Origin of the sequence: Sphingobium aquiterrae, assembly GCF_037154135.1 — a bacterium.
In the GTDB taxonomy this organism is placed as follows: Bacteria; Pseudomonadota; Alphaproteobacteria; order Sphingomonadales; family Sphingomonadaceae; genus Sphingobium; species Sphingobium aquiterrae.
Genome location: NZ_JBANFL010000013.1, coordinates 93,161 through 119,536, shown reverse-complemented (window position 1 = coordinate 119,536; position 26,376 = coordinate 93,161). Strand labels below are relative to the sequence as shown.

Genomic DNA, 26,376 nt, shown 5'->3' with positions numbered 1-26,376 from the left:
AATGATATTGGCGATAGTTTTCGGCAAAAAATGGTCGCAAGCCGCCACCACACCCTACTCCGCCACATCCCCATCGGCGTCGATCTCGCCCGCCTGCGCCGCTTCCTCGTATGCATGGTCGGGGTGCAGCGGCGCGAACCGCAGCAGCACGAAGCCCGCCAGCGCCGAGACGACCGATCCCATCAGGATGCCGATCTTCGCATCCTCCACCAGTTCCGGCGCACCGGGAAAGGCGAGGCCGCCGATGAACAGGCTCATGGTGAAGCCGATGCCGCACAGCATCGCGACACCATAGATCTGTAGCCATGTCGCCCCGCGCGGCCGCGTCGCGATGCCGATCCGCACGCAGAGCCAGACCGCGGCAAAGATCGCCAGCTGCTTGCCCAGGAACAGGCCCGCCGCGACCCCCAAAGGTAAAGGCGCGACGATATCGGCCAGCCCGATGCCGGACAATGCGACGCCGGCATTGGCAAAACCGAATAGCGGCACGATGACATAGGCGCTCCAGGGATGCAGTGCATGTTCCAGCCGGTGCAGCGGGCTGTCCACGGCATCGGGCGCGCCCGGCGTCCGGCGGATCGGCACGGCAAGCGCCGCCAGCACGCCCGCGATGGTCGCATGCACGCCGGAGAGCAGCACCGCATACCAAAGCAGCGCGAAGCCCAGCAGATAGACCGGCAATGCCTTCACGCCCATGCGGTTGAGCGCGAACATGATCGCGAGGACGGCGGCGGCGGCGGCCAGCGCACCCCATGCCAGCCCATCGGTATAGAAGACCGCGATGATGCCGACCGCGCCCATATCGTCCACGATGGCAACCGTCGTCAGGAACAGCTTGAGCGACAGCGGCGCCCGGCTGCCCAGCAGCGCCAGCACACCGATCGCAAAGGCGATGTCCGTCGCGGCCGGGATCGCCCAGCCATTGCCAAGGCCCGGCGCGCCCTTCGCAACTGCAAGGTAGATACAGGCAGGCACGGCCATGCCCGCCGCCGCCGCGATTGCCGGCAGCACGCGCTTGTCCCAGCTGGAAAGGCGCCCGTCGACACATTCCCGCTTGATCTCCAGCCCCACGAGCAGGAAGAACAGCGCCATCAACCCATCGTTGATCCACAGATGCACCGTCATCGGCCCCAGCGTGCCCGCCAGCACCGGCCCCGTCGTCGCATGCGTGATTGCATGGTAGAAATGCCCGCTTTCCGCCGAAAAATTGGCAAGCAGCAGCGCCAGCGCCGCCGCCGCCATCAGCAGAACGCCGCCGCCGGCCTCGCTTGCGAGGAAGTCGCGCAGCGCCGATGGGTTCGTCCGCCCGTTCACGTCCAGCCCTTTGTCCAGTGTCATGGGTGCAAGGGTAGGGATAGCGCTTCCACGGGTCAAATGGCCGTTCTTTTCGCACCTGCAATAATCATCTTGCACAGCACAATGATTTCACGGCACATGGCATGGTGACGTCATGGGGGCATGTCATCAACACACCGGAAATCCTCGCCTTTCTCCTGGCGGGCGCACAGCATGAAATCATGCTGTTCGCCGCTTGCGGACTGGTTCTGGGCGGGCTGGACGATGCGCTGATCGACATCCTGTTCTTCTGGCGCTGGCTGTGGCGCCGCCTGTTCATCTACAGCCGCTACCAGCCGATGACGACCGCGACCCTGCCGGACGCCGTCGACCGCGCGCCGCTCGCCATTTTCGTGCCGGCCTGGGATGAAGCGGCGGTCATCGGCCAGATGCTGCGCGACCTGACGGGCAAATGGGGCGCGGCGCGCTACCGCGTCTTCGTGGGCGCCTATCCCAATGATCCCGCGACCATCGGCATCGTCGCCGCCGCTGCCCGCGACCGGCCCGTCATCATGCCGGTCGTCACCGCCCGCCCCGGCCCCACGACCAAGGCCGATTGCCTCAATGCCCTGTGGGACGCGATGCTGCGCGACGAAGCCGCCACCGGCCAGCGCTACAAGGCCGTGATCCTGCACGATGCCGAAGATGTCGTGCATCCCGATGCGCTGCGCCTGCTGGATCGCATGGCCGACCGGTTCGATCTGGTGCAGCTGCCGGTCAAACCATATAAGAGCCAATATGGCAGCTGGGTCTCCGGCCACTATCTGGATGAATTCGCCGAAGCGCACGGCAAATATCTGTGCGTGCGGGAGGCGATCGGCGCGGCGGTGCCAAGCGCGGGCGTGGGTTGCGCCTTTTCCCGCGCCGCACTGGCGCGGCTGGCGGCCGAACAGGGTGGCCATCCCTTCGATCCCGGTTCGCTGACGGAGGATTATGAGATCGGCCTGCGGATCGTGGAGCATGGCGGCCGCAGCGTCTTCGTGCGCATGGCCGATGCGCTGGGCGAGATCGTCTGCACGCGCGAGCATTTCCCCGACACGCTGCGCCTCGCCGTCCGGCAGAAGGCGCGCTGGACGGTGGGCATCGCGCTTGCCGGCTGGGATCGCATGGGCTGGGGCAATGGCCTGGCCGAACGCTGGATGCGCCTGCGCGACCGCCGCGCCGCGCTGGCCGCGCTGATCCTGTTCGCCGCCTATCTCTCGCTCGTGCTGCAACTGCCGATCTGGATGCTGGCGCTGGCCGGCGCGCCTTCCCACCTGTCCCCCTCCCCCCTGCTCTCCATGCTGCTGCTGGCGACCGGCGTGCTGATGGCCTGGCGGCTCATCATCCGCATGCTGTTCGTGACGCGCGCGCATGGCTGGACGCAGGGGCTGCTGTCGGTGCCGCGCACCTTTGTCGCCAATCTGGTCGCGATCCTTGCCGCGCGACGGGCGATCTTCATCTATCTCGGCACCCTGCGCGGCCATCCGCTGATCTGGGACAAGACGCCGCATGTCTTCCCGGCCGCAATGCCAACCCCCGCCGCATGACGAAGCCGGCGCGCGGCCGCCCGTTGCGTTTCCTGCTGGTCGTGATGCTGTGCTGGTCCGGCGCGCGGCTGGCGCAAAGCCTCGACTTCGGCATGGCGCGGCCATTGCAGGCCACTGTCGCCCATGCGGATCATCCCCCGCCATCCGCGGCGCCGACGCCCCGGCGGACGGCATCGGTCGCGCCTGGGCCCATCGGGGCGCCGACGGTCTCCTATGGACGCCCGCTCCCACCGCATGTCACCCCGGCCATGGCCGGCGCCCACGGCATGGCGGCCCTCCTGCCCACGCTTTCCCCACCGGCGCCCGCCTTACCCGCGCCTTCCCTGGTTGCGTCTTCCCTGGCCGCAGAATCCCATGGCTATGCCGCCGGCAAAGGCCCGGCATCCCTCGATCGGGGCACGGCGCATGATGGCACCGGGGCACTGGCCGGCTTCCCGCCCGGCCTCGGCTTTCCCAGACGCGCAAGGTCCGGGGCATCCGACCGCTGGCAACTGTCGATCTGGGCCTTGTGGCGCCCCGGCATGGACGGCCATGCCAATGCCGGCACGGGCAGGCTGGGCGCGTCGCAGGCCGGCATGCGGATCGACCGGGAACTGCTGGCGGGCGGCGCCGGCGGCGGGCGCCTGACCGGCTATGCCCGCCTGTCCCGCGCCTTCGTCCAGCCCGCATCGCCCGAAGCCGCCCTCGGCATCGCGCTGCAACCCGTGCGCGCCGTGCCCTTCACCATCGGGATCGAGCGCCGGATCGCGCTGGGCACTGGCGATCGCGACGCCATGGCCATCATGGGCGCGGCCGGCATCGGCCCGCTCGCCCTTCCCGGCAGGATCGCGCTGGATGGCTATGCGCAGGCCGGCATGGTCGGCGCCCGCAGCCGCGATGCCTTTGGCGATGGCCGCCTGTCCCTGCTGCGCCCGGTCGGGGACGGCCGCATCGCCCTTGGCCTTGGCCTGTCGGGCGGCGCGCAACCGCAGGTCGCGCGCCTCGATTTCGGCCCGGAGCTTCGCGCGAAGCTCAAGGTCGCGGGCGGCACCCTGCGGCTGGATGCCGGCTGGCGCACACGGATCGCGGGAAATGCACGGCCCGGCTCCGGCCCGGCAATCACGCTGGCGAGCAACTTCTGACCGTTCGCAGCCATGCGATCCGAAAATGCGATCGCAAGGGGAAAGAGGGTTTCCGCTCACGGTGGAAACGCTCTAGGATCGCGCCGACAATGGACCTTTATCTCCCCATCGCCAATCTCTCCGTGAATGCGCTGGTCATCATCGGCCTGGGTGGCATCGTCGGCCTGCTTTCCGGCATGTTCGGCGTGGGCGGCGGTTTTCTGACGACGCCGCTGCTCATCTTCTACGGCATCCCACCCACGGTCGCCGCGGCATCGGCGGCAACGCAGGTGACGGGCGCCAGCGTCTCGGGCGTCGTCACGCACCTGCATCGCAAGACGGTCGACGTCCATATGGGCGCGGTGATGGTGGCGGGCGGCCTTGTCGGCGCGGGCATCGGCGCGCTGCTGTTCCGCCTGCTGCAGAAGGTGGGGCAGATCGATACCGTCATCGGCATCCTCTATGTGCTGATGCTGGGCTCCATCGGCCTGCTGATGGCGCAGGAATCCATCCACGCGCTGGTCGCCATGCGCACCGGCCAGCACCCCCCGGCCCGCAAGCGCCGCCATCACCCGCTGGTCGCAGCGCTGCCGATGCGCTGGCGCTTCTACCGCTCGGGCCTTTATATTTCCCCGCTCGCCCCCTTCCTGCTGGGCGCGGCGACGGGCATCCTCACCATGTTGCTGGGCGTGGGCGGCGGCTTCATCATGGTGCCCGCCATGCTCTATCTGCTGGGCATGACGACTCAGGTCGTGGTCGGCACGTCGCTGTTCCAGATCCTGTTCGTCACCATCGCGACGACGATGATCCACAGCCTGACGACCAAGGCGGTCGACCTGGTGCTGGCGCTGCTGCTGCTGATCGGCAGCGTCGTGGGCGCGCAGGTCGGCACCCGCATCACCATGAAGGTGCGGCCGGAATATCTGCGCATCGTGCTGGCCTTCGTCGTGCTGGTGGTTGCGATCCGCATGGCGCTGGGCCTGGGCTGGCGGCCCGATGAAATCTATACGGTGCAGGTGCGATGAGGGCGCGGCGGGCAGCGTTCGCCACCGCCCTGCTCGGCTGCTGGCTGATGCTGACGGCGGCCGATGCCGTGCGCGCGCCCATCCTCGTGCCCGACGTGTCGCAGCGCTCGGTGGAAATCCAGTACAGCTTCACCGGCGCCGAACTGCTGCTGTTCGGCGCCATCGTCTATCCCGATGGCCGCCCGCCGCGCCGCCCCGCCGACATCGTCGTCGTGCTGAAAGGCCCGGCCCAGTCGATCACCATGCGCGAGAAACAGAAGGTCGCCGGCATCTGGGTCAATGCGGACAGCGCCGCCTTCCGCTCCGCCCCCAGCTTCTACGCCATGGCATCGTCCCGCCCGATCGACCGGATCGTCGATGAACGCACCGCCGCCATCTACGAACTGGGCGTCGACAAGCTGCAACTCTCCCCCTCCTCCATCAACGAAAATGCCGAAATGGAGCGCTTCCAGGCGGGGCTGGTCGACCTGCGCCGCCGCAACGGCCTCTATGTCGAGCGGCCGGGCACGGTGGAGATCACCGACAGCGTGCTCTATCGCGCCCGCCTGCCCCTCTCCGCCCGCGTGCTGGTGGGCAATTACACCGCCGAAACCTTCCTCATCCAGGACGGGCGCGTCGTCGCGGCGGCGGTGCGCGACATCACCGTGCAGAAATCCAGTTTCGAACGCTTCATCGCGCTGGCCGCGACCGACTGGTCCTTCCTCTACGGCCTCACCGCCATCGCCCTTGCCGTCGGCATGGGATGGGGGGCGGGCGCCATCGCGCGGCGGATCTGATGCCCGGCCCGGTCGCATGTGCCCCGGGCATCGGCTTTTCGCAAAGCGACGGGGAAATGAAATGAGCTTGCGCGACATGCGCCGGATCGAACGCCACGCGCTCTAAGCCAATCTTTACGTTTGCGATCTAATCTCACCCGCTGGCCGATGCGATAAAGACGCGTGGCCGGCGGGGGAACCACATGAATCACATGACCGGATCGGAACAGTTCGCGATGCACGGCGCCAGGGCGACAAGCGGGCCATTCAACGGTGCGATGGGTGTCGTGTTCCAGATCGCCGGGTCCAGTTCCCAGATCCTGATCGACACCCGTGGCCTCTCCTCCTTCGCCGATCATGCCGATCAGTCCATCCGCATGGCGGGCCAGGTCGGCAGCCAGGTGAAGATGCGCGTGGGCGGCGTGTGGCTGATCGCCAGTATCCGCGCGGTCACGCTGGACCGGCGCGATCCCAACATCATCGTCGCCGATATCGACTTTCTGGGCGAGGGCGACGAGGAAGCGGGCAGCGGCCGCATCGCCCACTTCCGCCGCGGCATCACCCGCTATCCGACGCCGGGCACGGAAATCTTCCCCGTCTCCACCGCCGACATGCACCAGATCTATGCCGCCGACGATCGCGCCCATGTCCGCGTCGGCACCGTCTATCCCACGCAGGACACGCCCGCTGCGCTCTATGTCGACTCCATGCTGGGCAAGCATTTCGCGCTGCTGGGCTCCACCGGCACCGGCAAGTCGACCAGCGCCGCGCTGATCCTCCACCGCATCTGCGATCTCGCGCCGCAGGGCCATATCGTGATGATCGACCCGCATGGCGAATATGGCGCGGCCTTCCGGGATAATGGCGCGATCTTCGATATCAACAACCTTGCCTTGCCCTATTGGCTGATGAATTTCGAGGAGCATTGCGAGGTCTTCGTCACCTCGCAGGGCGCCGAGCGCACCATGGACCGGGACATCCTGGCCAAATGCCTGCTGGCCGCGCGCGGCAGGAATCGGCTGGCCGAAGGCGCCGCGCGCCTGACCGTCGATTCCCCCATCCCCTATCTGCTGTCGGACCTGACGACGATCCTGCAGAATGAAATGGGCAAGCTGGACAAGGGCACCGGCACCCTCCCCTATCTGCGCCTGAAGACCAAGATCGAGGAGATCAAGGGCGACCCACGCTACAGCTTCATGTTCTCCGGCATGCTGGTGGCCGACACCATGCAGGCGTTCCTCGCCAAGATCTTCCGCCTGCCCTCCGACGGCAAGCCCATCTCGATCATCGACGTGTCGGCCATGCCGTCCGACATCACCTCGGTCGTGGTGTCGGTGCTCTCGCGCATGGTGTTCGACTATGCGATCTGGGCGCGCACGGAGCCGCAGCGGCCCATCCTGCTCATCTGCGAGGAGGCGCATCGCTACATCCCCAACACCACCACCGGCGGCGGTCAGGCGGTGCGCAAGATCCTGGAGCGGATCGCCAAGGAAGGCCGTAAATACGGCGTCTCGCTGGGCCTCATCACCCAGCGCCCGTCCGACCTTGCCGAAGGCGTGCTGTCGCAATGCGGCACCATCATCGCCATGCGCCTGAACAACGATCGCGACCAGGCCTTCGTGAAGGCCGCCATGCCCGAAGGCGCGCGCGGCTTCCTCGATTCCATCCCGGCGCTGCGCAACCGCGAATGCATCATCTGCGGCGAAGGCGTCGCCGTGCCGATCCGCGTCGCGCTCGACACGCTGGAGGAACATCGCCGCCCCGCCTCCAGCGACCCCAGCTTCTCCGACCTGTGGTGCCAGACCGGCGGCGAGCAGGAAATATTGGAACGCACCGTCAGCCGCTGGCGCAACCAGGGGCGCTGAATGGCGGCCTTGTCACTCGGCTGGCGTCACTCGGCCGGCGCGACACGGCCGGCCGGGACATCGGATGCCTGCGCCGTCTCGCCGTCCTCCGGCGCATGCGGCGGCACCATCGGCCTCGCCTTGCGCCAGCTGCCCTCCAGATAGAGCGCCAGGGCGCAGGCCGCCGCCACGATCGACCCGACCGGAAAGGCGATCCACAGGGCGTCCGCGCCGATGGCCGGATAGGCGAAGTGATAAAAGCCCAGCCGCACCGGGAACATCGCAAAGGCAAGCACGAACAGCGGCCGCAGCACGACGCCATTGGCGCGCATGATGCCGAAGAGCACCATGGAAATGCCGAAGATCAGGAAGCTCCAGCTCGCCAGGAACTGCATGTGCCGGGCGATGTCGATGGCCGGGCTGGCCGCGCCCAGGAACAGCGCCAGCACCGGCCGGTCGAACAGCAGGATCAGCGTGATGACGACGCCGGTGATCAGGCAATGCATGGCGATGCCGCTGCGCGCGGTGCTGTTCACCCGGTCCCACCGACCCGCGCCGATATTCTGCGCCGCCATGGCGCTGACAGCGCCGCCGATCGCCATCGCCGGCATCTGGATATAGGTCCATATCTGCTGCGCCGCGCCATAGGCGGCGGTGGTGAGCAGGCCCTGCTGGTTGACCAGGCCGACCATCATCAGCCCCGCGCCGGACAGCACGATCATCTGCACGCCCATCGGGAAGCCCTTGACGACCAGCAGCCGAAGCTCGGCAAAGCGCGGCAGCAGCCAGCCAAGTTCGCGCCCACGCAACCGCAGCGGCAGGTCTTTCCAATAGATATAGGCGACGAGCGCGAACAGGCTGACATAGTTGGCGATGGCGGTCGCCGTCGCCGCGCCCCTGATCCCCAATTCCGGTGCCGGCCCCAGCCCAAGGATGAAGACCGGGTTCAACCCGGCGTCGAGGATCACCGAGAGGATCATGAACCACAGCGGCGTCATCGAATCTCCCGCCCCGCGCAGGCCCATCATTAGCATCACCACGATCTGCATCGCGGGCATCGCCAGGAAGATGATCCGCAGATAGGCGAGCGCCATGGGATAGGCATTGGCCGGCGTGGACAGGCCGCGCAGGATGTCCGGCGCGAAGATCCAGCCCGCGACGGCAACGATCATCGACAGGCCGAGGCAGAAGCCGATGGCGGCGCCGAACGCCTCGCGCGCGGCGGCGATGTCCCGCCGCCCCATCGCCTGCCCCACCATCACGGTGGAGGCCAGGCCGAAGCCGAACACCGCCGAGAACATGAGGAACATGATGACATTGGCATTGGCCGTCGCCGCCAGCGCATCCTCGCCCAGGAAACGCCCGACCCAGACCGAGTTGATCGATCCGTTCAGCGACTGGAGGATATTGGACGCCAGCGTGGGCACCGCGAACAGCAGCAGCGTGCGACCGATAGGGCCGGTCGTCAAATCACGCCGCTTTGGTGCGCTCGCCGCTGTCGCCATGCCGTCCCCCTCCCGTCGTCTCATCGCCTGGACATGCCCGGTGCGCCCGCTCAGCACAGCCGCGCGAGCGCCGCTTCCAGACGATCGGCCTCGGCGGCCTTCTCGGCATGGTCCTCACGCGCCTTCACCACCGCCTCGGGCTTTGCCCGCTCGACGAAGCTGGGATTGGCCAGGCGCCCGGCAAGGCTGTCGCGCTCCTTCACCGCCGCCTCGCGCGCCTTGGCAAGGCGGGCCTTCTCGGCATCGAGGTCGATGACGCCGGCCAGCGGCAGGAAGAAGGTGGCCTCCTCGATCACGATCTGCGCCGCGCTGCCTTCCACGCCCTCGCCAAAGCTCAGCGTGTCGACGCGAGCGAGCCGGGAAAGGGCCGCGCCCTGCCGGTCGAGGCGGCGGCGGGTTTCCTCGGTCGCGTCGCGCACCACGGCCTGCATCTTCGCGCCGGGGGGGACATTCAGCTCCGTGCGGGCCGTGCGGATGGCCGAGACCAGCCGGATCAGCCAGTCGATCTCCGCCTGCGCCGCCTGATCCACCTCGTACAGCGCCTGCGGCCATGGCGCGACGATCAGCTCATGCGCGCGCGGATGGGCGGGATCGGCCATCGCATGCCACAATTCTTCGGTGATGAAGGGCATGAAGGGATGCAGCATGACAAGGATCTGGTCGAACACCCAACCCGCGACGGCGCGGGTTTCATCGTCCATCTGGGCCTTGCTGAGTTCGATAAACCAGTCGCAATACTGATCCCAGATGAAGTGATAGATGGCGTTCGCGGCGGCATCGAAGCGCAGGTCGGCCATCGCCTGGTCGATCGCCTGGACGGTCACGACCGTCTCGGCAATGATCCAGCGGTTGACGGGCGCCTGCGCATGGGGCGCTTCATGCGTGGTCGATGCCGTGACGCCATTGGCCTGCAGGAAGCGCGCGGCGTTCCACAGCTTGGTCGCGAAGTTGCGATAGCCCTCGACCCGCTTCTCATCCATCTTGATGTCGCGGCCCTGGCTTTCCATCGCCGCCATGAAGAAGCGCAGCGCGTCGGCGCCATAGCGGTCGATCAGGCCCAGCGGATCGACGGTATTGCCCTTCGATTTCGACATCTTGCTGCCATCGGCGGCGCGGACGAGGCCGTGGAGGTACAGCTTCTTCCACGGCACCTCCTTCATGAACTCGATGCCTTGCATCGCCATCCGCGCATCCCAGAAGAACAGGATGTCGAAGCCGGAGATCAGCAGGTCATTGGGATAATGGCGCTTGAGCAGCTCGGTTTCCTCTGGCCAGCCCAGCGTGCCGAACGGCCACAGCGCGGAGGAGAACCAGGTGTCGAGCACGTCGGGATCGCGCACCAGCGCCTTGTTGCCGGCCAGCGCCTGCGCCTCCGCTTCGGTCGCGGCGACATAGGGATTGCCGTCCTCGTCATACCATGCCGGAATCTGATGCCCCCACCAGAGCTGGCGGGAGACGCACCAGGGCTGGATATTCTCCATCCAGTTGAACCAGGTCTTTTCCCACGTCCTGGGCACGATCTCGATCGCGCCGGTCTTCACCGCCTCGATCGCGGGACCGGCGAGTTTCTCCGCGTCGACATACCATTGGTCGGTCAGCCACGGCTCGATGACGACATTGGAGCGGTCGCCATAGGGCGTCTGGATGGTGCGCGGCTCGGCATCGGCCACCACGGGCTCGCCGTCCTTGTTCTTGCTGACATGCGGCACCAGCAGGCCCAGCGCCTTCATCTCGGCCACGACCAGTTCGCGCGCGCCATCCACGCCATCGCGGCGGAAGCGGTGCAGCCCCAGGAAGCGCTCCGGCACCAGGCCATCGGCGGTCTGCACCACATTGGCGTCGACATCGAACATGTTGAGCATGTCGCCGGCCTTGAAGCCCGCGCGCTTGCCCACCTCGAAATCGTTGAAGTCATGCCCCGGCGTGATCTTCACCGCGCCCGATCCCAGTTCCGGGTCGGCATGTTCGTCCGCGACGATCCTGAACCGGCGGCCGGTGATCGGCTGGAGAATCTCCTTGCCGATGACGGACTGGTAGCGCGGGTCTTCCGCGTTCACCGCGACAGCCATGTCGGCCAGCATCGTTTCCGGGCGCGTCGTGGCGACGACGATATGATCCGCGCCGTTCGCCAGCGTCACGCCATCCGCCAGCGGATAGCGGAAATGCCAGAAGCCGCCCTTTATTTCGCGCGTCTCGACCTCCAGGTCCGAGATCGCGGTGCGCAGGCCCGGGTCCCAGTTCACCAGCCGCTTGTCGCGATAGATGAGGCCGCGCTTGTGCAGTTCGACAAAGACGGTGACGACCGCCTCCGAAAAACCCTCGTCCATGGTGAAGCGTTCGTTCGCCCAGTCCATGGAGCAGCCTAGGCGGCGCAGCTGGCCGGTGATCGCCCCGCCGCTCTCCGCCTTCCATGCCCACACCTTTTCGATGAACTGCTCGCGGGTGAAGTCCGTGCGCTTGCTGCCGGCGGCGTTCAGTTGGCGCTCGACCACCATCTGGGTCGCAATGCCGGCATGGTCGGTGCCGACCACCCACAGCGCATCCTTGCCGCGCAGCCGCTCATAGCGGATGACGATATCCTGCAGCGTATTGTCCAGCGCATGGCCGATGTGGAGCGAACCCGTCACATTGGGCGGCGGGTTGACGATGGTAAAGGGCTGCGCGTCCGGACGCGCCGGGCGGAACAGGCCCTTGTCTTCCCAATGGGCATACCAGCGCGCTTCGATGGCGGCGGGATCGAATGTCTTCGGCAGGTCGGTCATGACAGGCGCTTTAACGCCTGCGTGCGTGTCGTCAAACAGGCTTTGGCGGTGACAATGGCCATAAAATGCCCGACCGAGGGGGATGGCGGGCCGGCAGGTGCGCCGGGCCGGTCAGCGGCCGGTGATCCGGGCGATTTCCTTCGCCACCATATCCTCGACCATCGCCGGCAGACGGGCGTCCAGCCAATCCTTCAGCATCGGGCGCAGCATCGTCCGCACCAGCCCTTCCAGCGTATTGTCCTCGCCGGGCTGGGGCTTCACCAGCATGGTAGAAAGGGCCGCGAGGGAAAGGCGCGCGGAAACCTCGCTCGCGACGGACAGGATGCCGTCGTCGGGCGCGGAGACGGGGTCGGCCGCCGCTGCGGGTGCCGGAGCCCCGGGATCGGCGGCGATGGCGGCATGATGGGCTTCGGCCACGGGATCGGTCAGTTCCAGGATTTCGTCGCTTTCATCGGCTGCCTCGGGCTGGGCCTCGCCACGTGCGCGCCGGGCCGGCTTCGCCGTCGCGGCCTTGGCCGCTTCCTCGCCCTCTTCGGCGATGATCCGCTTGATGGAGGACAGGATCTCTTCCATCGACGGTTCCCTGCTGAGATCACCCATGCTTTTTCCCCACCGCATTAGGTTACTGCGCGGCTGTCGGGCTTACATTGGCGGTTTGCGCATGTGTGTCAACGGTGCGCGTGGCAACCGGCATGGGCGCCTTGTCATAGTCCCAGTCGAACCATTTGCCCTTCACGCGGTCATAATTGGTGGTCGGATCGTAAAGCGCCCCGCCATCCAGGCTGAGGTCGTCGGCCTGCGCATGGCCCATGGCGGCGAGCAGCGAAAAGCCCGCGACATAGGCGTTCCGCCGCGCGGAAACGAGCTGCACGCGGGCGCTCAGCGCCTCCTGCTCGGCGTTCAGGATATCGAGGATGGTGCGGCTGCCGACGGTATTTTCCGCCCGCACGCCCTCCAGGCTGAGCGAGGCGGCGTCCACCGCCTTCTGGCTCGACTGGATGGTCTGCAGGGATGCCTGCCAGCTAGCATAGGCCGCCCGCGTCTGCGCAATCACATTGCGCTCCACCTGGACGGAGGTTTCGATGGCCTGCGATTCGCGGGCCTGGCTCTGGCGCACCTGGGCCGCCGGGCGACCGCCCTGATACAGCGGCAGGGCGACGGTCGCGCCCGCCACGACCTGCTTCGTCCAGGGCGCGCTGCCCACGCCTTCGGAGCCCAGATAATGGGTGTAGCTGGCCTGGGTGAAGGCGGACAGCGTGGGCAGCGTGCCGGCCTTCGCGACCTTCACGTCCACGCCCGCCGCCTGGCGCGCCTTCTGGGCGGAGAAAATATCGGGATTGTCGGCCAGCGCCACCTGAACGGCGGCGTCCGGCGTCGCGGGCAGGCCCGGCAATTCCGGCGGCGTTTCCAGATCGTCGGGCGCCTCCCCCACCAGCGCGATATAATTTTCGCGGCTGGTGATCAGGTTGGCCTCGGCCGATTGCAGGTCGCTGCGCGCCAAGGCGAGGCGCGATTCGGACTGGGCGATGTCGGTGCGGGTCAGGTCGCCGACTTCGAAACGATCGTTCGTCGCCTGCAGGTTGACTTCCAGCACATTCACATTCGCGCGATTGAGCGCCACGATCGCGCTGTCGCGGATCACATCCATATAGGCGGCGACAACCTGCGAAAACACGCTCGATTCGGTCGCGCGCAGGTCTGCCTGACCGGCTTCCACCCGGATTTTCGCGGCCTTGACGCTGTTGCGCACGGCGCCACCGGAATAGATCGGCACGTCGAGGCTGGCCGACCCCTCCACCGAGCGGTCCGGCGCGAAGAAACTGTTCGCCGGCTTGACCAGCAAATTCTGGAACTGGGCCTGGGATGTCACCCCGGGGCGCCCGGACGCCTTCTGGATCGGCACATTTTCATCATTGGCCCGCTGGCCGGCGCGGGCGCCCGTCAGCGTCGGATTGGAACGATAGGCCTTGGCAAGCGCGTCGCGCAGCGTTTCCGCCGAGGCGGGGGCAGCAGCGACAACGAGCGCCGCCACCGACGCGAGCAGAACTGTACGCGATATCGTCATGATGTCCAATCTGGGCGATGCGAGGTCAAAAGGCGAAGCTCCGTGGCTTGGCGAAGCCGGGAAGGGTTACCATTTCCATATCCACCAAACGGTTAAGGCCGAAACTCCCGCCAGTTTTGCGACCGGCGCACAGGCGGGTGACGCCGCGTTCGGCCAGGCCGGTGACGATCCGGCCGTCTTCGGCCAGCTGGCCCAGCAGCGCATCGGGAATATTCTCGACCGCGCCGTCGATCAGCACCACGTCATAGGGCGCGCCGCCGGCAGCGCCCGCGACCAGTGCGCCCTGAGTCACCTCGACACCGTTGGCGCGCGCGCTCTCGACGAGTGCGGCATCTTCCTCGACCGCGGTCACATCGGCGCCCAGCACCTTCAGCAAGGCAGCGCAATAGCCGGTGGCGGCGCCGATCAGCAGCACCTTCTCACCCGGCTTCACCGCCGCTTCGGTCAGCAGCCTGCCGGTCGCCAACGGCGGGTTGATCGCCCGGTCCCCCGACAGCGGCACCGGCCGGTCGATATAGGCCATCGCACGGCGCGCGGCCGGCAGGAAATCCTCCCGCGGGACATGCGCCATGGCGGCGATCACGCGCGGTTCATTGACGTCGCTGGTGCGAAGCTGGCTCTCCACCATGGCGGCGCGCATCGAAGGGTAATTATGTTCGGTCACGGCGAATCCCCGTCTGGCACAGCTGTATTGCCAATGCAATACAGCAAATCATTCGTCGAAGCTCTAAATCACCCGAGGGCTCAGGCCAAGCCGCTTTGCGCGGTGCAACAGAGATATTTGGCACACGCGGCTTGACTTTGCGCCGCCACCCGCACATTTGCGGCACCCACCACAGCATCTGGCCCGATGGCGGAGTGGTTACGCAGAGGACTGCAAATCCTTGCACGCCGGTTCGATTCCGGCTCGGGCCTCCAAATATCTCATGTAAGTTGTTGATTTAACGGATAAAATTAAGAGATCAGAAAGATCGACCCCTCATTTATTCCCTCATATTATTGCGGTTGTGCGCGCTTTTTGACGGCCGTTGGCGATCCTCGGCGGAATGTGGGCGACCCACTCTTTCCGCACAGATGTCGATCATCGAACCTGCCCGGGTGCCCAGCGTCGCGTGGAGAGCAGTCATCCACTCGAAACATTGTCGGCAATCAGCTGCTCAAGGCTCGCGATCGGAACAAGCGTAACGCGACCCAGCTTTATCGTCTGGAGTTGGCCGTTCGCTATCAACTCATAAAGCTTGGTAGACCCGATTCCCAACATCTTCGCAGCCATCGGGACACGAACACACAAAGGCCTCGGATGGGCCTCATTTTGGCGCCCTCCCATTTCGAGGGGCGTTGCAGCCGGCGAGTCACTTCCCGTGTCTGAGGGGCGGACATTCCCTGCCCCATTCTTACGCCTATGTCTCATGGCGCGTTCCTTTGAGCCTCTCGGCAGGCTGAATGACGCCGGCCGGCCATCGGAAACTCCCGACCTGGCGTCGCGCCAAACCCGGTCTCGATGGGAAGGATGGCGCTGGCGATCGCGTGGGGAAGCCAAGAGCGCTTGCAGGCACGGTTGGCAACGCCAATCGATGTGGAGTGCACGGGCAATTCAGATGAGAATAGCCAAGAGAATCGGTCATATTCGCCTCGCGCTGTCGTGAATCTTCCAGGATGGTCGTGACGCCCCCCTCATTTCTACGGCCAATGCGGCATAGCGATCTACAAGCTATTCTGCGCTTCAGGCAGTGATCTGCCGGAATCGGGAAAGGCCGCAATCGCTCGCCGCAACCTGGAACAAGCGGGACTTCTCGATTTCGTCGATCTGCGGCTCGGCGACGCGGTGCAGACGCTCGCTGCAGGCAGAAAGCGATCCGATCGATTTCGTGCTGAACGACATTCATCCGCCCGTCGCGCTGCCGGTCTCAAGCAGTTGGCACCGCATCTCCGACCTGGCACGCTTACGCTGTGCGGCAATGCGCCGTTGTTTCCCGCGTACTATGCAGACTATCTGAAGTGGATACGTGACCCGGCGAACGGTTTCTGCTCGCTGCGGCTCCCGATGCGGTTCCCAGGCGAAATGTCAGTGAAAAACTGCGTCTGCAGAGACTTGAGAGTCCTCTGACCGAGGAGAAGCCCTTTCGACTTCAGTCGCATACCGGCTTCAGTCACAGAGTCGCCTTTTTGCCTGTACTCTCGGAAGAAAGGATGCTTCAGACCTTCGACTGCTTCCTTCTTCCTCGAGCTACTTCGCACCACTGGAAGGCCACCACTTTGGTGACAGGTCGTGCTTGAGCGCGTCGACCGCCGAGTCCACGATGAATCCGATGCACTTGCGCTCAATGGCGCCTAGATCGCCGGGAAGCAGTTGCGGCGGGAAACGGATGCCATGTCCCATGCAGAGCAGCGGCAGCCCGATATGCGCCAGCGACTGCCCCAGGTGGAGTGTCGCGCTGATATGATCGTCGAGCCGCGCGCTCCTAGCGCCCGTCTCCATCTCGCGCAGCCAGCGCGGGCTGATCCCCATAATCTCGGCAAGCTCGATCTGCGTGACAAGGCGAAGCTTGCGTTCCTGCCTGATGCGCTCCCCCGCGATCTTCTTGATCAGATTGAGCGGGGACAGGTCGACATCGGCGAATTTCTCGGGCGGCGGCATCTCAGGGCTCTCCTTGCGCATAATTTCGTGTCAGGGCGGAAGGCGAGCAGAATTAATCTATTGCAGTAGTTACATGCCAGAACAGATGGCGTTGAATCTAGAGGAACATCACTGCCGATCAGGCCGGATATCGTCTATGAGATCTTAAGACTGTGCAATGGCCGCCTATGAGCGGCAGAGTTACCTGAATTTATCTTTCAGGAACGACAATGCCGAAGCCCACTCCCCGGCTGCCAAGCGCGCAGAATCCGACCCTCGCTCAACAAAATTCACCTGTTTCCAATTCATTTTGAAGATCCGGCACGTCACTGCCGGGAGCCGTTGCAATGCCAGGCATTTCCGATCAGTCAGTCTTCGTTCCCGAAAGCGCAGGTCGAATCGGACCTGATACTTCGGAACCATAAGTAATCCTCAAGATGGCGCAAGGCGCCGAGAAGGAGTCGTGCATGCCGATTGCCGGAGCGATGACGGCTGCCCTTGGTGCAGCGATCGTCCTGTCACCCGCCAGCGCCGCGCCCGGCGACGGCCGAAGGCGTACGGCAGCCACGTCGCACGCCGTGCTCGCGCAGACCGTCACTGCGACCGCGGACGGTTTCGTCATCCGGGACGCCGCGCCGGACCGGGCGGCCGATACACCGGCTCCACCCCCGCTGTGGCCCCTCATTCCGGTCGGCTCCGGCCTGCACCTCGATGCGCGCCTTCTCTCCGGTCCGGCGGGCACCCTTCGGGAGACATCGCATGCGGATCGTTAAGCTCGGGGCAGCCGTTGCCCTGCCTCTCCTCCTCGCCCTCCAGAGCGCGGCTTTTGCACAGCAGACCGATCAGCACACCGCCGATCCGCTCACAGTGGCGGCGCGCGACGCCGAACGCGAACTGCGCCAGACCTTCACCAATCTCCAGTTCGAGGATTTCGGGCCGGCGCCGGTCAAGGGGCCGATCTTCCAGGCGACCGCCGGGGGCCGCATCATCTACTATGCGCCCGAGAGCGAGCATTTGCTGTTCGCGGAGATCTACGACCGTGACGGCCAGAACCTGACCGCACTCGCGCAGAATTCCGCCGCCGCAAGGAAGCTCGCCGGGATCGACACCAGCAAGGCGTTGGCGATCGGACCGGCCGACGCCCCGGTGGTCATCGAGTTCACCGATCCCGATTGCCCCTATTGCCGGGCGCTCGACCGGTTCTGGGCGGCGAAGGCGGTTGAAGGCAAGCCGGTGCGGCGCCTGATCTTCTTCGTCTCGGGCATCCACCCCGAGGCCGCTGCCAAAGCCGAGCACATCCATTGCTCCACGAACAAGGAAGCCGCGTTCAAGGCGATCTACGCCGGAGCCGCGCCAGCCCCTTTGCGCAAATGCGCGGAGGGCAAGGCCAGGGTCGAAGCCGACGCCGGACTCGTTCGCGCCGTTGGCATCACCGGCACGCCGACGTTGATCGCGGAAGGCAAGATCATCTCCGGCTTCCGGCAGGCCGAGATCGAGGAATTCCTCGCCGGGGCCAGGGCGTTCGCCAATGCCGAGCGCTGACCATGCCCCGCCCCCTGGCATGGCGATCGCCGCGCCAGCCCCATGCCGGCGGCAAGGCCCGAACCGGGCCGTCCAGCCTCGCCGCCGGCCGACAGCGCCGTGCCGCGCCGCGTGTCGCGGCACGGCCATCGATGCCGGCAAGCAGATCCCGGAGCGGCCCATCTTCAAAGGAGCAAGTGCATGTTGAGGACTTTTCGCAGACAGACCGTCTCGCTCGCCAATGTCGGCATCCCTTTGACCGCGCTCGCGCTGCTTGGGGCTGGAGGAGCTCACGCTTTCTCCGCGCCGGCCGCGGGCGACCTTGGCTACGACATCTACGATATCGTCGTGAACCAGGGCGTCAAAGGACCGCTCGGCTTCGTCGGCGGCGTCGCGGCCTTCCTGTTCGGCGTGAGCAGGCTGTTCTCGAACATCATGATCGGCATCCCGACCATCGTCGCGGCGGTCTGCCTGATCAAGGCGGACTCGATCCTCCAGACCTTCGGGATGGTGATCTAACGGTTCGGTCCGTGGTCCGCCCACGTGGACCGCGGGCCTCAATGGGCCAGCGCGCGCAGGCGCGATGGCGACCCAGCCCACGAAGTTCAACCGGCTTTGTCGGGCAGGTCACGACGCAAGGAGGAGAAGGCTCGTGGAGGAGCGGCTACCCCAATATCTGCACAAGCCGGTCCAGATCCTGTGGTTTGGCTCGGACGAATTCGTGCTGGTGATCACCGTCATCTTCGTCGCCGTAATCCTCGGCGGGATGCTCGGTTGGGCGCTCGTTTCGGGCCTTCTCCTTTTCGTACCCTGGCTTCGCACCAAGCCGCGCGGCTTCATCCCGCACATGGCCTGGCGCTGGGGCGTCGTCAGCTTTCGCAACTATCCGGGTCCGACCCAGACCCAATTTTTTGAGTGAGCCCGGCAATGTTCGGACGCAAATCTCCTGATACGGGCCCACGCGATCCCTTGCTCGGCAAGCCCGCCAGCTTCGGCATTCATCGCTATCTTCAGGGCTCGAGCAACCTGTTCGAGGAGAACCGGCTGCTGAAGCTCGCCGTGGTCGGCCTGTTCGGCATCACGGCAGTGCTCGGCACGCTCATCTATACCTCGAACCAGAACACGCGCACGGTGGTCGTGCCTTTCGGCGCGGGCGGCGATCTCTATGTGACCGGAGCCGCGCCTTCGGAAGCCTATCTGCGCACGATCACGCGCAATGTGGTGTCATTGTCGGGCACCTATTCCGCCTATTCGGCGGACCGGCAGTTCCAAGAACTGCTGAGCATCGTCCATCCCTCGACCTACAACAGCGTGAGGGACAGCCTCAACCGGCTACTCGACGAGTTGGCCGACAATCCGACGCTTTCGATCGCGACTTACATCCGCCCCGACCAGCCCGTGACATGGACGAAGACCGAGATCCTAGTGCCGGTGGAAAAGGTCCGGGTGATCGGCGGCGTGATCCGCAAGTTCCGGGGAAACTTACGGATTCGCTACGTGATCGACAATGGCCGCTTCTGGCTGACCGCCCTCAATGAGGAAAAATTCGATGCCCAGTCTCGCTAAAGCCTTGGGGCCGAGCCTGCTGCTGCTCGCCCTGCCGCTCGCTGCTCCGGCGGCCGCGCAGACCATCGTCGCGCTGCCCGACCAGACCAGCACGATCCGCCTGTCCAACCGCGACGTCAATCACGTCATCTGCGCGGGCGGCGAGATCGAGGACGTCAAATTCTCGGCCGAAAAGGCGATCGCCGTCGAGCGGGCCGGATCTGACGCCTGGATCAAGTTCCTCGTACGCGAAATCGACGATGCGGGTGCCGTGACGCGCACTTATGTCAGCGTCCCGTCCGAGTTTTTCATCACCTGCAACGGCGCGGTTTATGCGCTCTACGCCGAGCCGTCCGATATCCCGGCACAGACCGTGATGCTCCAGCCCGGCAGCGACCAGCGCGCGAAGGCGAATGAGGAACTGCTCGGGCCGCTGGTCGAGGAAGAGCGCGCGGTCTCGATCACGCTCTCGTTGCTCCAGGACCGGATACCGGCAAGCTTCACCAGCGTCGCGCCGCGCTCGGCTCCGCTTCGCCTGGGTCTCTTGCCTGATGCCAGCGTCGAGGAGCGCCGCCGGATCGAGATCGACGGGTCCGGCCTCTCCGCATCGGAATATCTGGTGTCAGTCGCAAGCGACACGCTGCTCGATGAGCGCAGCTTCCTCGACAGCGCGCTCGGCGCCAATATCTTCGCCATCACACTCGATCGCGGCACCCTGTCGGCAGGCGAGACCGCGCGGCTGATCGTCGTGCGCCGGGGAGCCGGGCAATGAGCCCCGCCGGTCCCACCGATCGCGGCCGCGGCGATCGCGGCGATCGCACGCCCCAAGGGCGGGACAGGAAACTCGACCTCGACGGCTTTCAGGAAGACCGCGCCCGCCCCGGCCTCGCCTCGCGCGGTGCCGCGCTGCTCGATCTCAAGGCGCGATGGCAGACGCTGAGCGCGCGTCAGCAGCTGCGCCTCAAGCAGATCGGCGTTGCCGGCGTGATCGGCGCGCTGGGGCTCGGCCTTTACTCGGCGAGCGGCGACAAGGCGGAGGAAGCGGCGGCGGCGCCGCCGAGTTCGCATCTCGACATGGGGGCGGGACTTCGCGGCGACAGCCTCGAGATCAAGCTGCGCGGAGACCTGAAGAAGATCCTGGACGGGCAGCAACTGCTCGGCGACCGGGTCACCGCGATCGAGGAAGGCAAGATCGTGCCCGGGGCCGGCACCACGGACGCGGTCGACGGCGACCTGCCGCCCGCGATCCCTGGCACGGTTCCCGAGTTTCCCGAACCGCCAGCGACCGGCGGTATCGATCCGTTGGCGTCCGCCCCTCCGGCGCCTCCGGCCGCACCGCCTGCTCCCCCGGCCCCGCCCGTAGAGAAGACGGTGGGCGCGATCGGAGCCGCGACCAGTCCGATCGCGTCCACCGACGCGGCAGGAGGCGCCAAAAAAAAGACCCGGACGATCTATTTGCCGCCTGGTTTCATGAAGGCGCGGCTGCTGACCGGGATCGACGCGTTGGCGAGTCGGGACGCGACCAACAATCCCGAGCCGCTGATCGCTCGTGTCCAGGCGCCTGCCGTGCTGCCCAATGACGTGAAGGCCAATCTCTCCGGCTGCTTCGTCATCGGCAACGCCACGGGATCGCTTGCCAAGGAACGGGTCGAAGTCCAGCTGGTCAGCCTGTCCTGCGTCGATTTTGACGAACGCTCGGTGGTCGATCAGCCGATCAAGGGCTTCTTTGTTGACGCAGACGGCAAGAAGGGCCTGTCCGGCAAGGTGGTCACGCGCGCCGGCGCGGCGCTGGCCCGCTCATTCATTGCCGGAACCATCACGGGCGTTGCGCAGACAGTCGAGAATACGGTCGGCGACGTCTCGACGTCAGCCCTGGGTTCGGTCCGCACGCTCGATGCGGGCCATGCCGCCAAGGCAGGGATCGCCGGCGGCCTCTCGCGCTCGTCGGACAAACTCACTGATTTCTATCTCGATCTCGCGCGCCAGGCTGGTCCTATCGTCGAGGTCGGCGCGGCCAAGGATGTCGTCGTCGTCATCCAGGAGGGCGTGAGCCTCGAAATCAAGCCGACCGCGGGGAGCAAATTCTGATGCGCCCGCCTCACACCCATTGGCCTCTCATCCAACAGGAAGTTCACCCCATGCGGCTATCCCCGCCCTCGCGCCTATCGCGCACCGCTTCCCTCATCCTCGCCTCTTCCGCGCTATTCAGCTTAAACGGCTGCGCCACGCTGGGGTCGGTCATGTCGCCTTACAGCGAGAAATTCTCGTGCAAGAATGACGATCATGGCCAGTGCATCCATCCGGACAAGGCCTATGCCGACGCGGTGGCGGGCGTCGCGTCGAAATCGGATCCGACGGTCACAAGGGACAAGAAGCTGCTGCGGGACCGCAAGTCCGCGGAAGGTTCGGGAAAGCCGGGCACCGGCAAGGGTGCGTCTGGCGCGTTCGAAGGCTATCGCGACAGCGTCTATCGCGAATTGCAGGGCCTGATCGAACAGCCGGTCACGCCGATGCTCAAGCCCCCGCGCACGGTGCGCACGCTGATCCTGCCCTATGCCGACCGGCAAAGGCCCGACCGGCTCTACATGCCGCGCTACGTCTATTCGCTGGTCGAACGCCCGCAATGGGTGGTGGGCGACTATCTGGTCACGCCCGTGTCGCCGGCGGCCCGCGCGAACGTGCTCGAGCAGGTCAAGGACCGTCCCGGCGACACCCAGAACGATGCCCAGAACGATGGGGGTCCGCGGCCATGAGCAGTTACCAATCGGGCATGACGCTGGCGCGGCTGCGTCGCAGCGTCGAGCGCGACAGCTACTCGGATTACCTGCCGCTCGCCGCCTGGGTCGAGGAAGAGCAGGCGTTCCTCACCATCGACGATGGCTGGGGCTATGCCTGGGAACTGGTCCCCGCGGCCTATTTGTTCGCCCATGTCCATGAAGCGCTGCTTGGCCTGCTCAACGTCAATTTTCCCGAAGGGACGATCCTCCAGCTTCAAAGCTTCGCGGACCCGCTGGTCGAGGGTGCGCTCGATGCGTTCCTTGACCTCAAGACCCGGCCCGATCCGCTGATCCAGGCGTCGGCAAGGCGGACGTTCGACTATCTGCAAGGCGGCACCATGGGGCTGAAGGCGCTCCACGGCATCCCGATCCGCAATTTCCGTACTTTCCTTTCGGTCAAGACCAGAGCGCCCATGGACAGCGATCTGCGGCGGCAGATCGAGGAGCAATTGTCGAAACTTGGCATCCGCCCGATGGCCGCGGGCGAGATCATCACCTTCTATCGGCGGATATTCAACGGTGTGCATGCGTCCGCGCCGGGCGTGTTCACCCAGACCGCCGATGTCCCCTTGCGCCGTCAGATCATCGACGCGGGACCGGCGCTGCGTTTCGAGGGTCCGGAAGTGTTCCTCGGCAACCAGGTGGCGCGTTGCCTGACGCCCAAGTCGCCGCCTCGCCGGATCACCGCCGAGCGCGCCAATCGCCTGACCGGCGGCATGCGCGGGTCGGCCGAGGACAGCGACCAGATCGGCGGGCCGTTCCTGTTCACCTTGAATGTGCTGTTCGACCATTCGCAGTTCGAGATCCACAAGCGCGCGCAAATCCTCTCCGCGCAGAAGGCGGCAGGCAGCTTCGCGGTCGAGGTCGGCAAGCAGATCGAAGAGATTTCGTGGATATTGGATGAAGTCGGCAACAGCCGCTTCGTCTCGGTGATCCCGACGCTGTGGGTGTTCGGCCGCGACAGCCATCAGGCGCGCGAAATGGCGGCGCGCGCCAAGCGGCTATGGGAATCGGAGCCGCTGCCCTGGATGGTCCAGGAGGAAAGCTACCTCAATCCTATCCTGCTCGCGGCAAGCCTGCCCTTCGGTCTTTACCCTGAGCGCCGGACGATCCGCATGCTCCAGCGCGACTTCCGGGTGCCGGTGCGAGCAGGCGTTCTGATGTCGCCGATCCAGACCGATTTCCGCGGCGGCGGGCGCCCTGCGCTCCTCTACACGGGCCGCAAGGGGCAGCTCATCACGCTCGACCTCTTCGATCCAAGGATCAACAATTATAATTTCATCGTCTCGGCGGAGTCGGGCGCGGGCAAGAGCTTCCTGCTGAACAATCTTTGCCAGCAATATTTCGCGCAAGGATCGCTCATCCGGATCATCGACATCGGCGGAAGCTATCGCAAGCTCTGCACCCTTTGTTCGGGCCGCTACATCGATCTGGGCGAAGAGCATCTCGTCCTCAATCCGTTCGATCTCGGCCTTGCGCTCGATGGGGATGACCGAGAATCCGCGATCAGCATGGCGGTGTCGATCGTTGCCGAGATGGCCAACGCCGCGACCCGCAAAGGCGTCACCACCTCGGAATGGAACCTGCTCAAGTCCGCTGTGCAGTGGGCGATCGAGTCCGGCCGCGCCGAAGCGGGGATCGATGCGGTGCGCGAATGGCTGGGGTCCTATCCCGCCAACACCGCCTCCGATCTCGACCGGGTCGACCATCTGGTCCCGACTGCGCGCGAACTGGCCTTCAACCTGCGCGATTTCGGGTCGGACGGCGCTTACGGCCATTATTTCAACGGACCCAGCACCTTCGACATCTCGAACGACGAATTCGTCGTCCTCGAGCTCGAGCGCCTAAAGGCCATGCCCGACCTGTTCAACGTGGTCGTGATGGTCGTCATCAATGCGGTGACCCAGGAACTCTACCTGTCCGCGCGTGACCGTCCCCGCTTCGTGCTCTGCGACGAAGCCGCACAGTTCATGACGCGCGAAGAAGGCCAGGACCTGTCGCGCCTCGCCGAAGCGATCAGCCAGGGCTACCGCCGCGCCCGCAAATATCGGGGCAGCTTTGGCATCATTCTCCAGAGCATGAACGACCTGCTGCTGTTCGGCGGCACCGGCCAGGTGATCCTCGAAAATGCCGCAACCCGGTTCCTGCTGCAGGGTTCGACCTACGACAAAGCGGTCGAGAACAAGATTCTCGATTATTCGGGCTTCGTTCTCGACCTGCTGAAGTCCGTCCGCAACAACAAGCCCAACTACAGCGAAGTGTTCATCGACAGCCCGCTCGGGCTCGGTATCGCCCGGCTCGTCGTCGATCCCTTCTCCTATTGGATCAACACGTCGGCACCCGAAGATGTCGCGGCCTTCGAGGCCTTGGTGCGCAGCGGCCGTTCACCACTTGAAGCGGTCTGCGATCTCGCCGGCGTCGATCCCGCCGAGATACGCGGGAACGCGGGCAAGACGGACGGCGCCGTCGCGTCCAGGCGGAGTGCGCTGTCATGAGCCGGCGTCCCGCATCGCCCGACCAGCTGCCCCTTCGGCTCGTGGAGACCGCCAACGATGATCTGGAACGGATCGTCGAGGCACGCGTGGCGGCGCGGGCCGAGGCCGACGCGCTGCGCTGGCGATTCCGGCTCGTCATTATCGAATCGGTGATGATCGCCACGCTCGTGCTCGCCGCCGGCGTGGTTCTCGAGCAGCCGACCGGCCTCGTCCTGCGCGGCGCGGCGATGGTCGGCGGCGGCTGCTTCCTGACCGGGCTCCTGTTGATCGGACTCACCGGCGCGACAAGCCGCCTGCTCGCTCGCCTCCGGAGGACAAGATGATCGAAACGAAGATTCGCGACTTCCTGCATCCCGGCACCGGCGAAAGCCTGGCCAACATCGAGCGCAAGCCCGACGAGACGCTCCACGCCTATCTGGTGCGCTGCCAGTCGGAATTGAGCGATCGGGTCGTCCTGCTCGCGGCCGCCCGCGATGGGTACATTACGACACTGGGTCTCCAGCGCAAGCGCTGGCGGCGGCGCAAGCTCCTTCTCGGGCTCACCGGGCCTATGATCGCCGCGCTGGCTTACGCGGGTCTCACCTCTTGCGGGATCGAGAAGAGCCTGCCGGCACCCCTCGTGGCCGGATTGATCGCATGCGCTGGATTTGGCGGCGCCCCGCTGGCGCTCGGCATCGCGCACATCGTCGATCGATTTCCCGACTGGATGGCCGCGCGGAAGGAACGGAGTTGGCGATGAACAGCTTCTTCTCAGGTGCGGCATTGAGGTCGCCCCTCCGGTCGGTAGTCGGCGGCACGTTTCGTCTTGCTGCCAGGCTGGTCGATGGCGGGATCAGCAAAACCCCTCCAGTCCCCATGGAGCGACCGGAGGACGCTTTCGGCCGACCGCAGATGGCGCCGCGCCTGCCGGGCGAAACGCAGGATGAATATTTGGCGCGCGTGCATCGCGCAAACGAAGCGGCGATCATGACGCTGGGCCGCGCCATCATCTCATTGGATCATCAAATCACGCGGGGCGGCATGGTCGTGGCTCTCCGCTTTCGGCAACTCCTGGTCCTCGAAGCAGCGGCGGCCTCGCTCATCGTGGGGCTGTTCGTGCTGTTTCCCGACATGCCCACTCTCATGCGGCTCATCATCCTTGTCCTGACGCCGATCACTTTGGCTGGCGGAGGGTTCTGGTTTGCAAACCACGCGTTGGCAATCGGAGAGGCCCTCGACAGACATGCGCAGCGGTGGAACCGATGAACGGCATCCTCTCCGCCTCGCCCTGTCCGTCGTCGATCCGCCTGCTGGTGGGCACGCATCTGCTGCTGATCGTGCAGTCAGGGCTGGTGCTGTGGTCGGCACCCGACCTCGGCGGCAACCAGGCGCTCATCTGGCTGACTCTCGTACTCGGTCTTTCGGCTTTCATCTGTGCGGTCTGCGGCGAAAGCCGCACGCCTCCCGTGCCCTGGAGGGAGCGCCGCCGTGGCCGATGATCAGAGCCGTAAGGACTGGCCGA

The 26,376-nt window shown here is 65.6% G+C and carries 27 protein-coding genes and 1 tRNA gene; 19 read left to right on the top strand and 9 right to left on the bottom strand.

Going from position 1 to position 26,376, the window contains the following annotated elements; translation table 11 throughout:
• Nucleotides 1-54 precede the first annotated feature (54 nt).
• Nucleotides 55-1,338, bottom strand: coding sequence for a Na+/H+ antiporter NhaA (gene nhaA, locus WFP78_RS15070; protein WP_336963945.1), 1,284 nt, complete (start codon nt 1,336-1,338; stop codon nt 55-57).
• Between the two features lie 101 nt (nt 1,339-1,439).
• Between nhaA and WFP78_RS15065 the strand changes: the two genes are divergently transcribed.
• From WFP78_RS15065 to WFP78_RS15045, 5 genes are all read left to right on the top strand, one after another.
• Complete coding sequence (locus WFP78_RS15065; protein WP_336963942.1) at nt 1,440-2,864, top strand: glycosyl transferase family protein; 1,425 nt, start codon at nt 1,440-1,442, stop codon at nt 2,862-2,864.
• Nucleotides 2,861-3,985, top strand: a complete 1,125-nt coding sequence (locus WFP78_RS15060) for a hypothetical protein (protein ID WP_336963939.1) — start codon at nt 2,861-2,863, stop codon at nt 3,983-3,985. The genes WFP78_RS15065 and WFP78_RS15060 overlap by 4 nt, the downstream gene beginning before the upstream one ends.
• Before the next feature lie 89 nt (nt 3,986-4,074).
• On the top strand, nt 4,075-4,989 hold the full coding sequence (locus WFP78_RS15055; protein WP_336963937.1) for a sulfite exporter TauE/SafE family protein: 915 nt from the start codon (nt 4,075-4,077) through the stop codon (nt 4,987-4,989).
• Nucleotides 4,990-5,036: 47 nt separating this feature from the next.
• A complete protein-coding gene (locus WFP78_RS15050) occupies nt 5,037-5,765 on the top strand; it encodes a TIGR02186 family protein (RefSeq protein WP_419722976.1) in 729 nt (242 codons plus the stop codon).
• Nucleotides 5,766-5,947: 182 nt separating this feature from the next.
• Complete coding sequence (locus WFP78_RS15045; protein WP_336963931.1) at nt 5,948-7,609, top strand: ATP-binding protein; 1,662 nt, start codon at nt 5,948-5,950, stop codon at nt 7,607-7,609.
• A 26-nt stretch (nt 7,610-7,635) separates the two neighbouring features.
• Here WFP78_RS15045 and WFP78_RS15040 read toward each other — a convergent pair whose 3' ends face one another.
• The 5 genes from WFP78_RS15040 to WFP78_RS15020 form a co-directional block, all read right to left on the bottom strand.
• Entirely contained in the window at nt 7,636-9,093 is a 1,458-nt protein-coding gene (locus WFP78_RS15040) for an MATE family efflux transporter (RefSeq protein ID WP_336963928.1), read from the bottom strand.
• Between the two features lie 50 nt (nt 9,094-9,143).
• Nucleotides 9,144-11,855, bottom strand: coding sequence for a valine--tRNA ligase (locus WFP78_RS15035; RefSeq protein ID WP_336963925.1), 2,712 nt, complete (start codon nt 11,853-11,855; stop codon nt 9,144-9,146).
• A 111-nt stretch (nt 11,856-11,966) separates the two neighbouring features.
• Nucleotides 11,967-12,455 (bottom strand): DUF2497 domain-containing protein, encoded by a 489-nt coding sequence (locus WFP78_RS15030; protein WP_336963922.1) that lies wholly within the window; start codon nt 12,453-12,455, stop codon nt 11,967-11,969.
• A gap of 22 nt (nt 12,456-12,477) precedes the next feature.
• The gene (locus tag WFP78_RS15025; RefSeq protein WP_336963919.1) at nt 12,478-13,920 is read right to left on the bottom strand and encodes a TolC family outer membrane protein; all 1,443 of its coding nucleotides are present in this window, start codon (nt 13,918-13,920) and stop codon (nt 12,478-12,480) included.
• A 25-nt stretch (nt 13,921-13,945) separates the two neighbouring features.
• Nucleotides 13,946-14,584 carry a protein-L-isoaspartate O-methyltransferase family protein gene (locus tag WFP78_RS15020; RefSeq protein ID WP_336963916.1) on the bottom strand — a complete coding sequence of 213 codons (639 nt, stop codon included), beginning with the start codon at nt 14,582-14,584 and terminating at the stop codon, nt 13,946-13,948.
• A gap of 180 nt (nt 14,585-14,764) precedes the next feature.
• Between WFP78_RS15020 and WFP78_RS15015 the strand changes: the two genes are divergently transcribed.
• Nucleotides 14,765-14,838 (top strand) — tRNA-Cys (locus WFP78_RS15015).
• Between the two features lie 205 nt (nt 14,839-15,043).
• On the opposite strand, the gene WFP78_RS15010 is transcribed toward WFP78_RS15015, so the two are convergent.
• The 3 genes from WFP78_RS15010 to WFP78_RS15000 all read right to left on the bottom strand — a co-directional run bounded on the left by WFP78_RS15010 (nt 15,044) and on the right by WFP78_RS15000 (nt 16,558).
• The gene (locus WFP78_RS15010) at nt 15,044-15,181 is read right to left on the bottom strand and encodes a helix-turn-helix domain-containing protein (RefSeq protein WP_336963914.1); all 138 of its coding nucleotides are present in this window, start codon (nt 15,179-15,181) and stop codon (nt 15,044-15,046) included.
• Between the two features lie 462 nt (nt 15,182-15,643).
• On the bottom strand, nt 15,644-15,802 hold the full coding sequence (locus tag WFP78_RS15005) for a hypothetical protein (protein WP_336963913.1): 159 nt from the start codon (nt 15,800-15,802) through the stop codon (nt 15,644-15,646).
• Nucleotides 15,803-16,147: 345 nt separating this feature from the next.
• Nucleotides 16,148-16,558, bottom strand: a complete 411-nt coding sequence (locus WFP78_RS15000) for a helix-turn-helix domain-containing protein (protein ID WP_336963911.1) — start codon at nt 16,556-16,558, stop codon at nt 16,148-16,150.
• A gap of 446 nt (nt 16,559-17,004) precedes the next feature.
• Here WFP78_RS15000 and WFP78_RS14995 point away from each other — a divergent pair, with 446 nt between their 5' ends.
• From WFP78_RS14995 to WFP78_RS14935, 13 genes are all read left to right on the top strand, one after another.
• The gene (locus WFP78_RS14995; protein ID WP_336963908.1) at nt 17,005-17,310 is read left to right on the top strand and encodes a hypothetical protein; all 306 of its coding nucleotides are present in this window, start codon (nt 17,005-17,007) and stop codon (nt 17,308-17,310) included.
• Nucleotides 17,297-18,079: a DsbC family protein gene (locus WFP78_RS14990; RefSeq protein WP_336963906.1), complete on the top strand. Its 783-nt coding sequence runs from the start codon at nt 17,297-17,299 to the stop codon at nt 18,077-18,079. Before WFP78_RS14995 ends, WFP78_RS14990 begins: the two co-directional genes overlap by 14 nt.
• Before the next feature lie 180 nt (nt 18,080-18,259).
• Nucleotides 18,260-18,577, top strand: a complete 318-nt coding sequence (locus tag WFP78_RS14985) for a hypothetical protein (RefSeq protein WP_336963903.1) — start codon at nt 18,260-18,262, stop codon at nt 18,575-18,577.
• A gap of 133 nt (nt 18,578-18,710) precedes the next feature.
• Nucleotides 18,711-18,977, top strand: a complete 267-nt coding sequence (locus WFP78_RS14980) for a type IV conjugative transfer system protein TraL (protein WP_336963901.1) — start codon at nt 18,711-18,713, stop codon at nt 18,975-18,977.
• A gap of 8 nt (nt 18,978-18,985) precedes the next feature.
• Nucleotides 18,986-19,624 (top strand): TraE/TraK family type IV conjugative transfer system protein, encoded by a 639-nt coding sequence (locus tag WFP78_RS14975; RefSeq protein ID WP_336963898.1) that lies wholly within the window; start codon nt 18,986-18,988, stop codon nt 19,622-19,624.
• Entirely contained in the window at nt 19,608-20,375 is a 768-nt protein-coding gene (locus WFP78_RS14970; RefSeq protein WP_336963896.1) for a type-F conjugative transfer system secretin TraK, read from the top strand. The genes WFP78_RS14975 and WFP78_RS14970 overlap by 17 nt, the downstream gene beginning before the upstream one ends.
• Nucleotides 20,372-21,691, top strand: coding sequence for a TraB/VirB10 family protein (locus WFP78_RS14965; protein ID WP_336963892.1), 1,320 nt, complete (start codon nt 20,372-20,374; stop codon nt 21,689-21,691). Before WFP78_RS14970 ends, WFP78_RS14965 begins: the two co-directional genes overlap by 4 nt.
• 50 nt (nt 21,692-21,741) lie before the next feature.
• Nucleotides 21,742-22,356 (top strand): TraV family lipoprotein, encoded by a 615-nt coding sequence (locus WFP78_RS14960; protein ID WP_336963889.1) that lies wholly within the window; start codon nt 21,742-21,744, stop codon nt 22,354-22,356.
• The gene (locus tag WFP78_RS14955) at nt 22,353-24,875 is read left to right on the top strand and encodes a TraC family protein (protein WP_336963888.1); all 2,523 of its coding nucleotides are present in this window, start codon (nt 22,353-22,355) and stop codon (nt 24,873-24,875) included. Before WFP78_RS14960 ends, WFP78_RS14955 begins: the two co-directional genes overlap by 4 nt.
• Nucleotides 24,872-25,198, top strand: a complete 327-nt coding sequence (locus tag WFP78_RS14950; protein WP_336963886.1) for a hypothetical protein — start codon at nt 24,872-24,874, stop codon at nt 25,196-25,198. The genes WFP78_RS14955 and WFP78_RS14950 overlap by 4 nt, the downstream gene beginning before the upstream one ends.
• Nucleotides 25,195-25,614: a hypothetical protein gene (locus WFP78_RS14945; protein ID WP_336963884.1), complete on the top strand. Its 420-nt coding sequence runs from the start codon at nt 25,195-25,197 to the stop codon at nt 25,612-25,614. Before WFP78_RS14950 ends, WFP78_RS14945 begins: the two co-directional genes overlap by 4 nt.
• Complete coding sequence (locus WFP78_RS14940; protein ID WP_336963882.1) at nt 25,611-26,120, top strand: hypothetical protein; 510 nt, start codon at nt 25,611-25,613, stop codon at nt 26,118-26,120. Before WFP78_RS14945 ends, WFP78_RS14940 begins: the two co-directional genes overlap by 4 nt.
• Complete coding sequence (locus tag WFP78_RS14935; RefSeq protein WP_336964043.1) at nt 26,117-26,353, top strand: hypothetical protein; 237 nt, start codon at nt 26,117-26,119, stop codon at nt 26,351-26,353. The genes WFP78_RS14940 and WFP78_RS14935 overlap by 4 nt, the downstream gene beginning before the upstream one ends.
• Nucleotides 26,354-26,376: the final 23 nt, after the last annotated feature.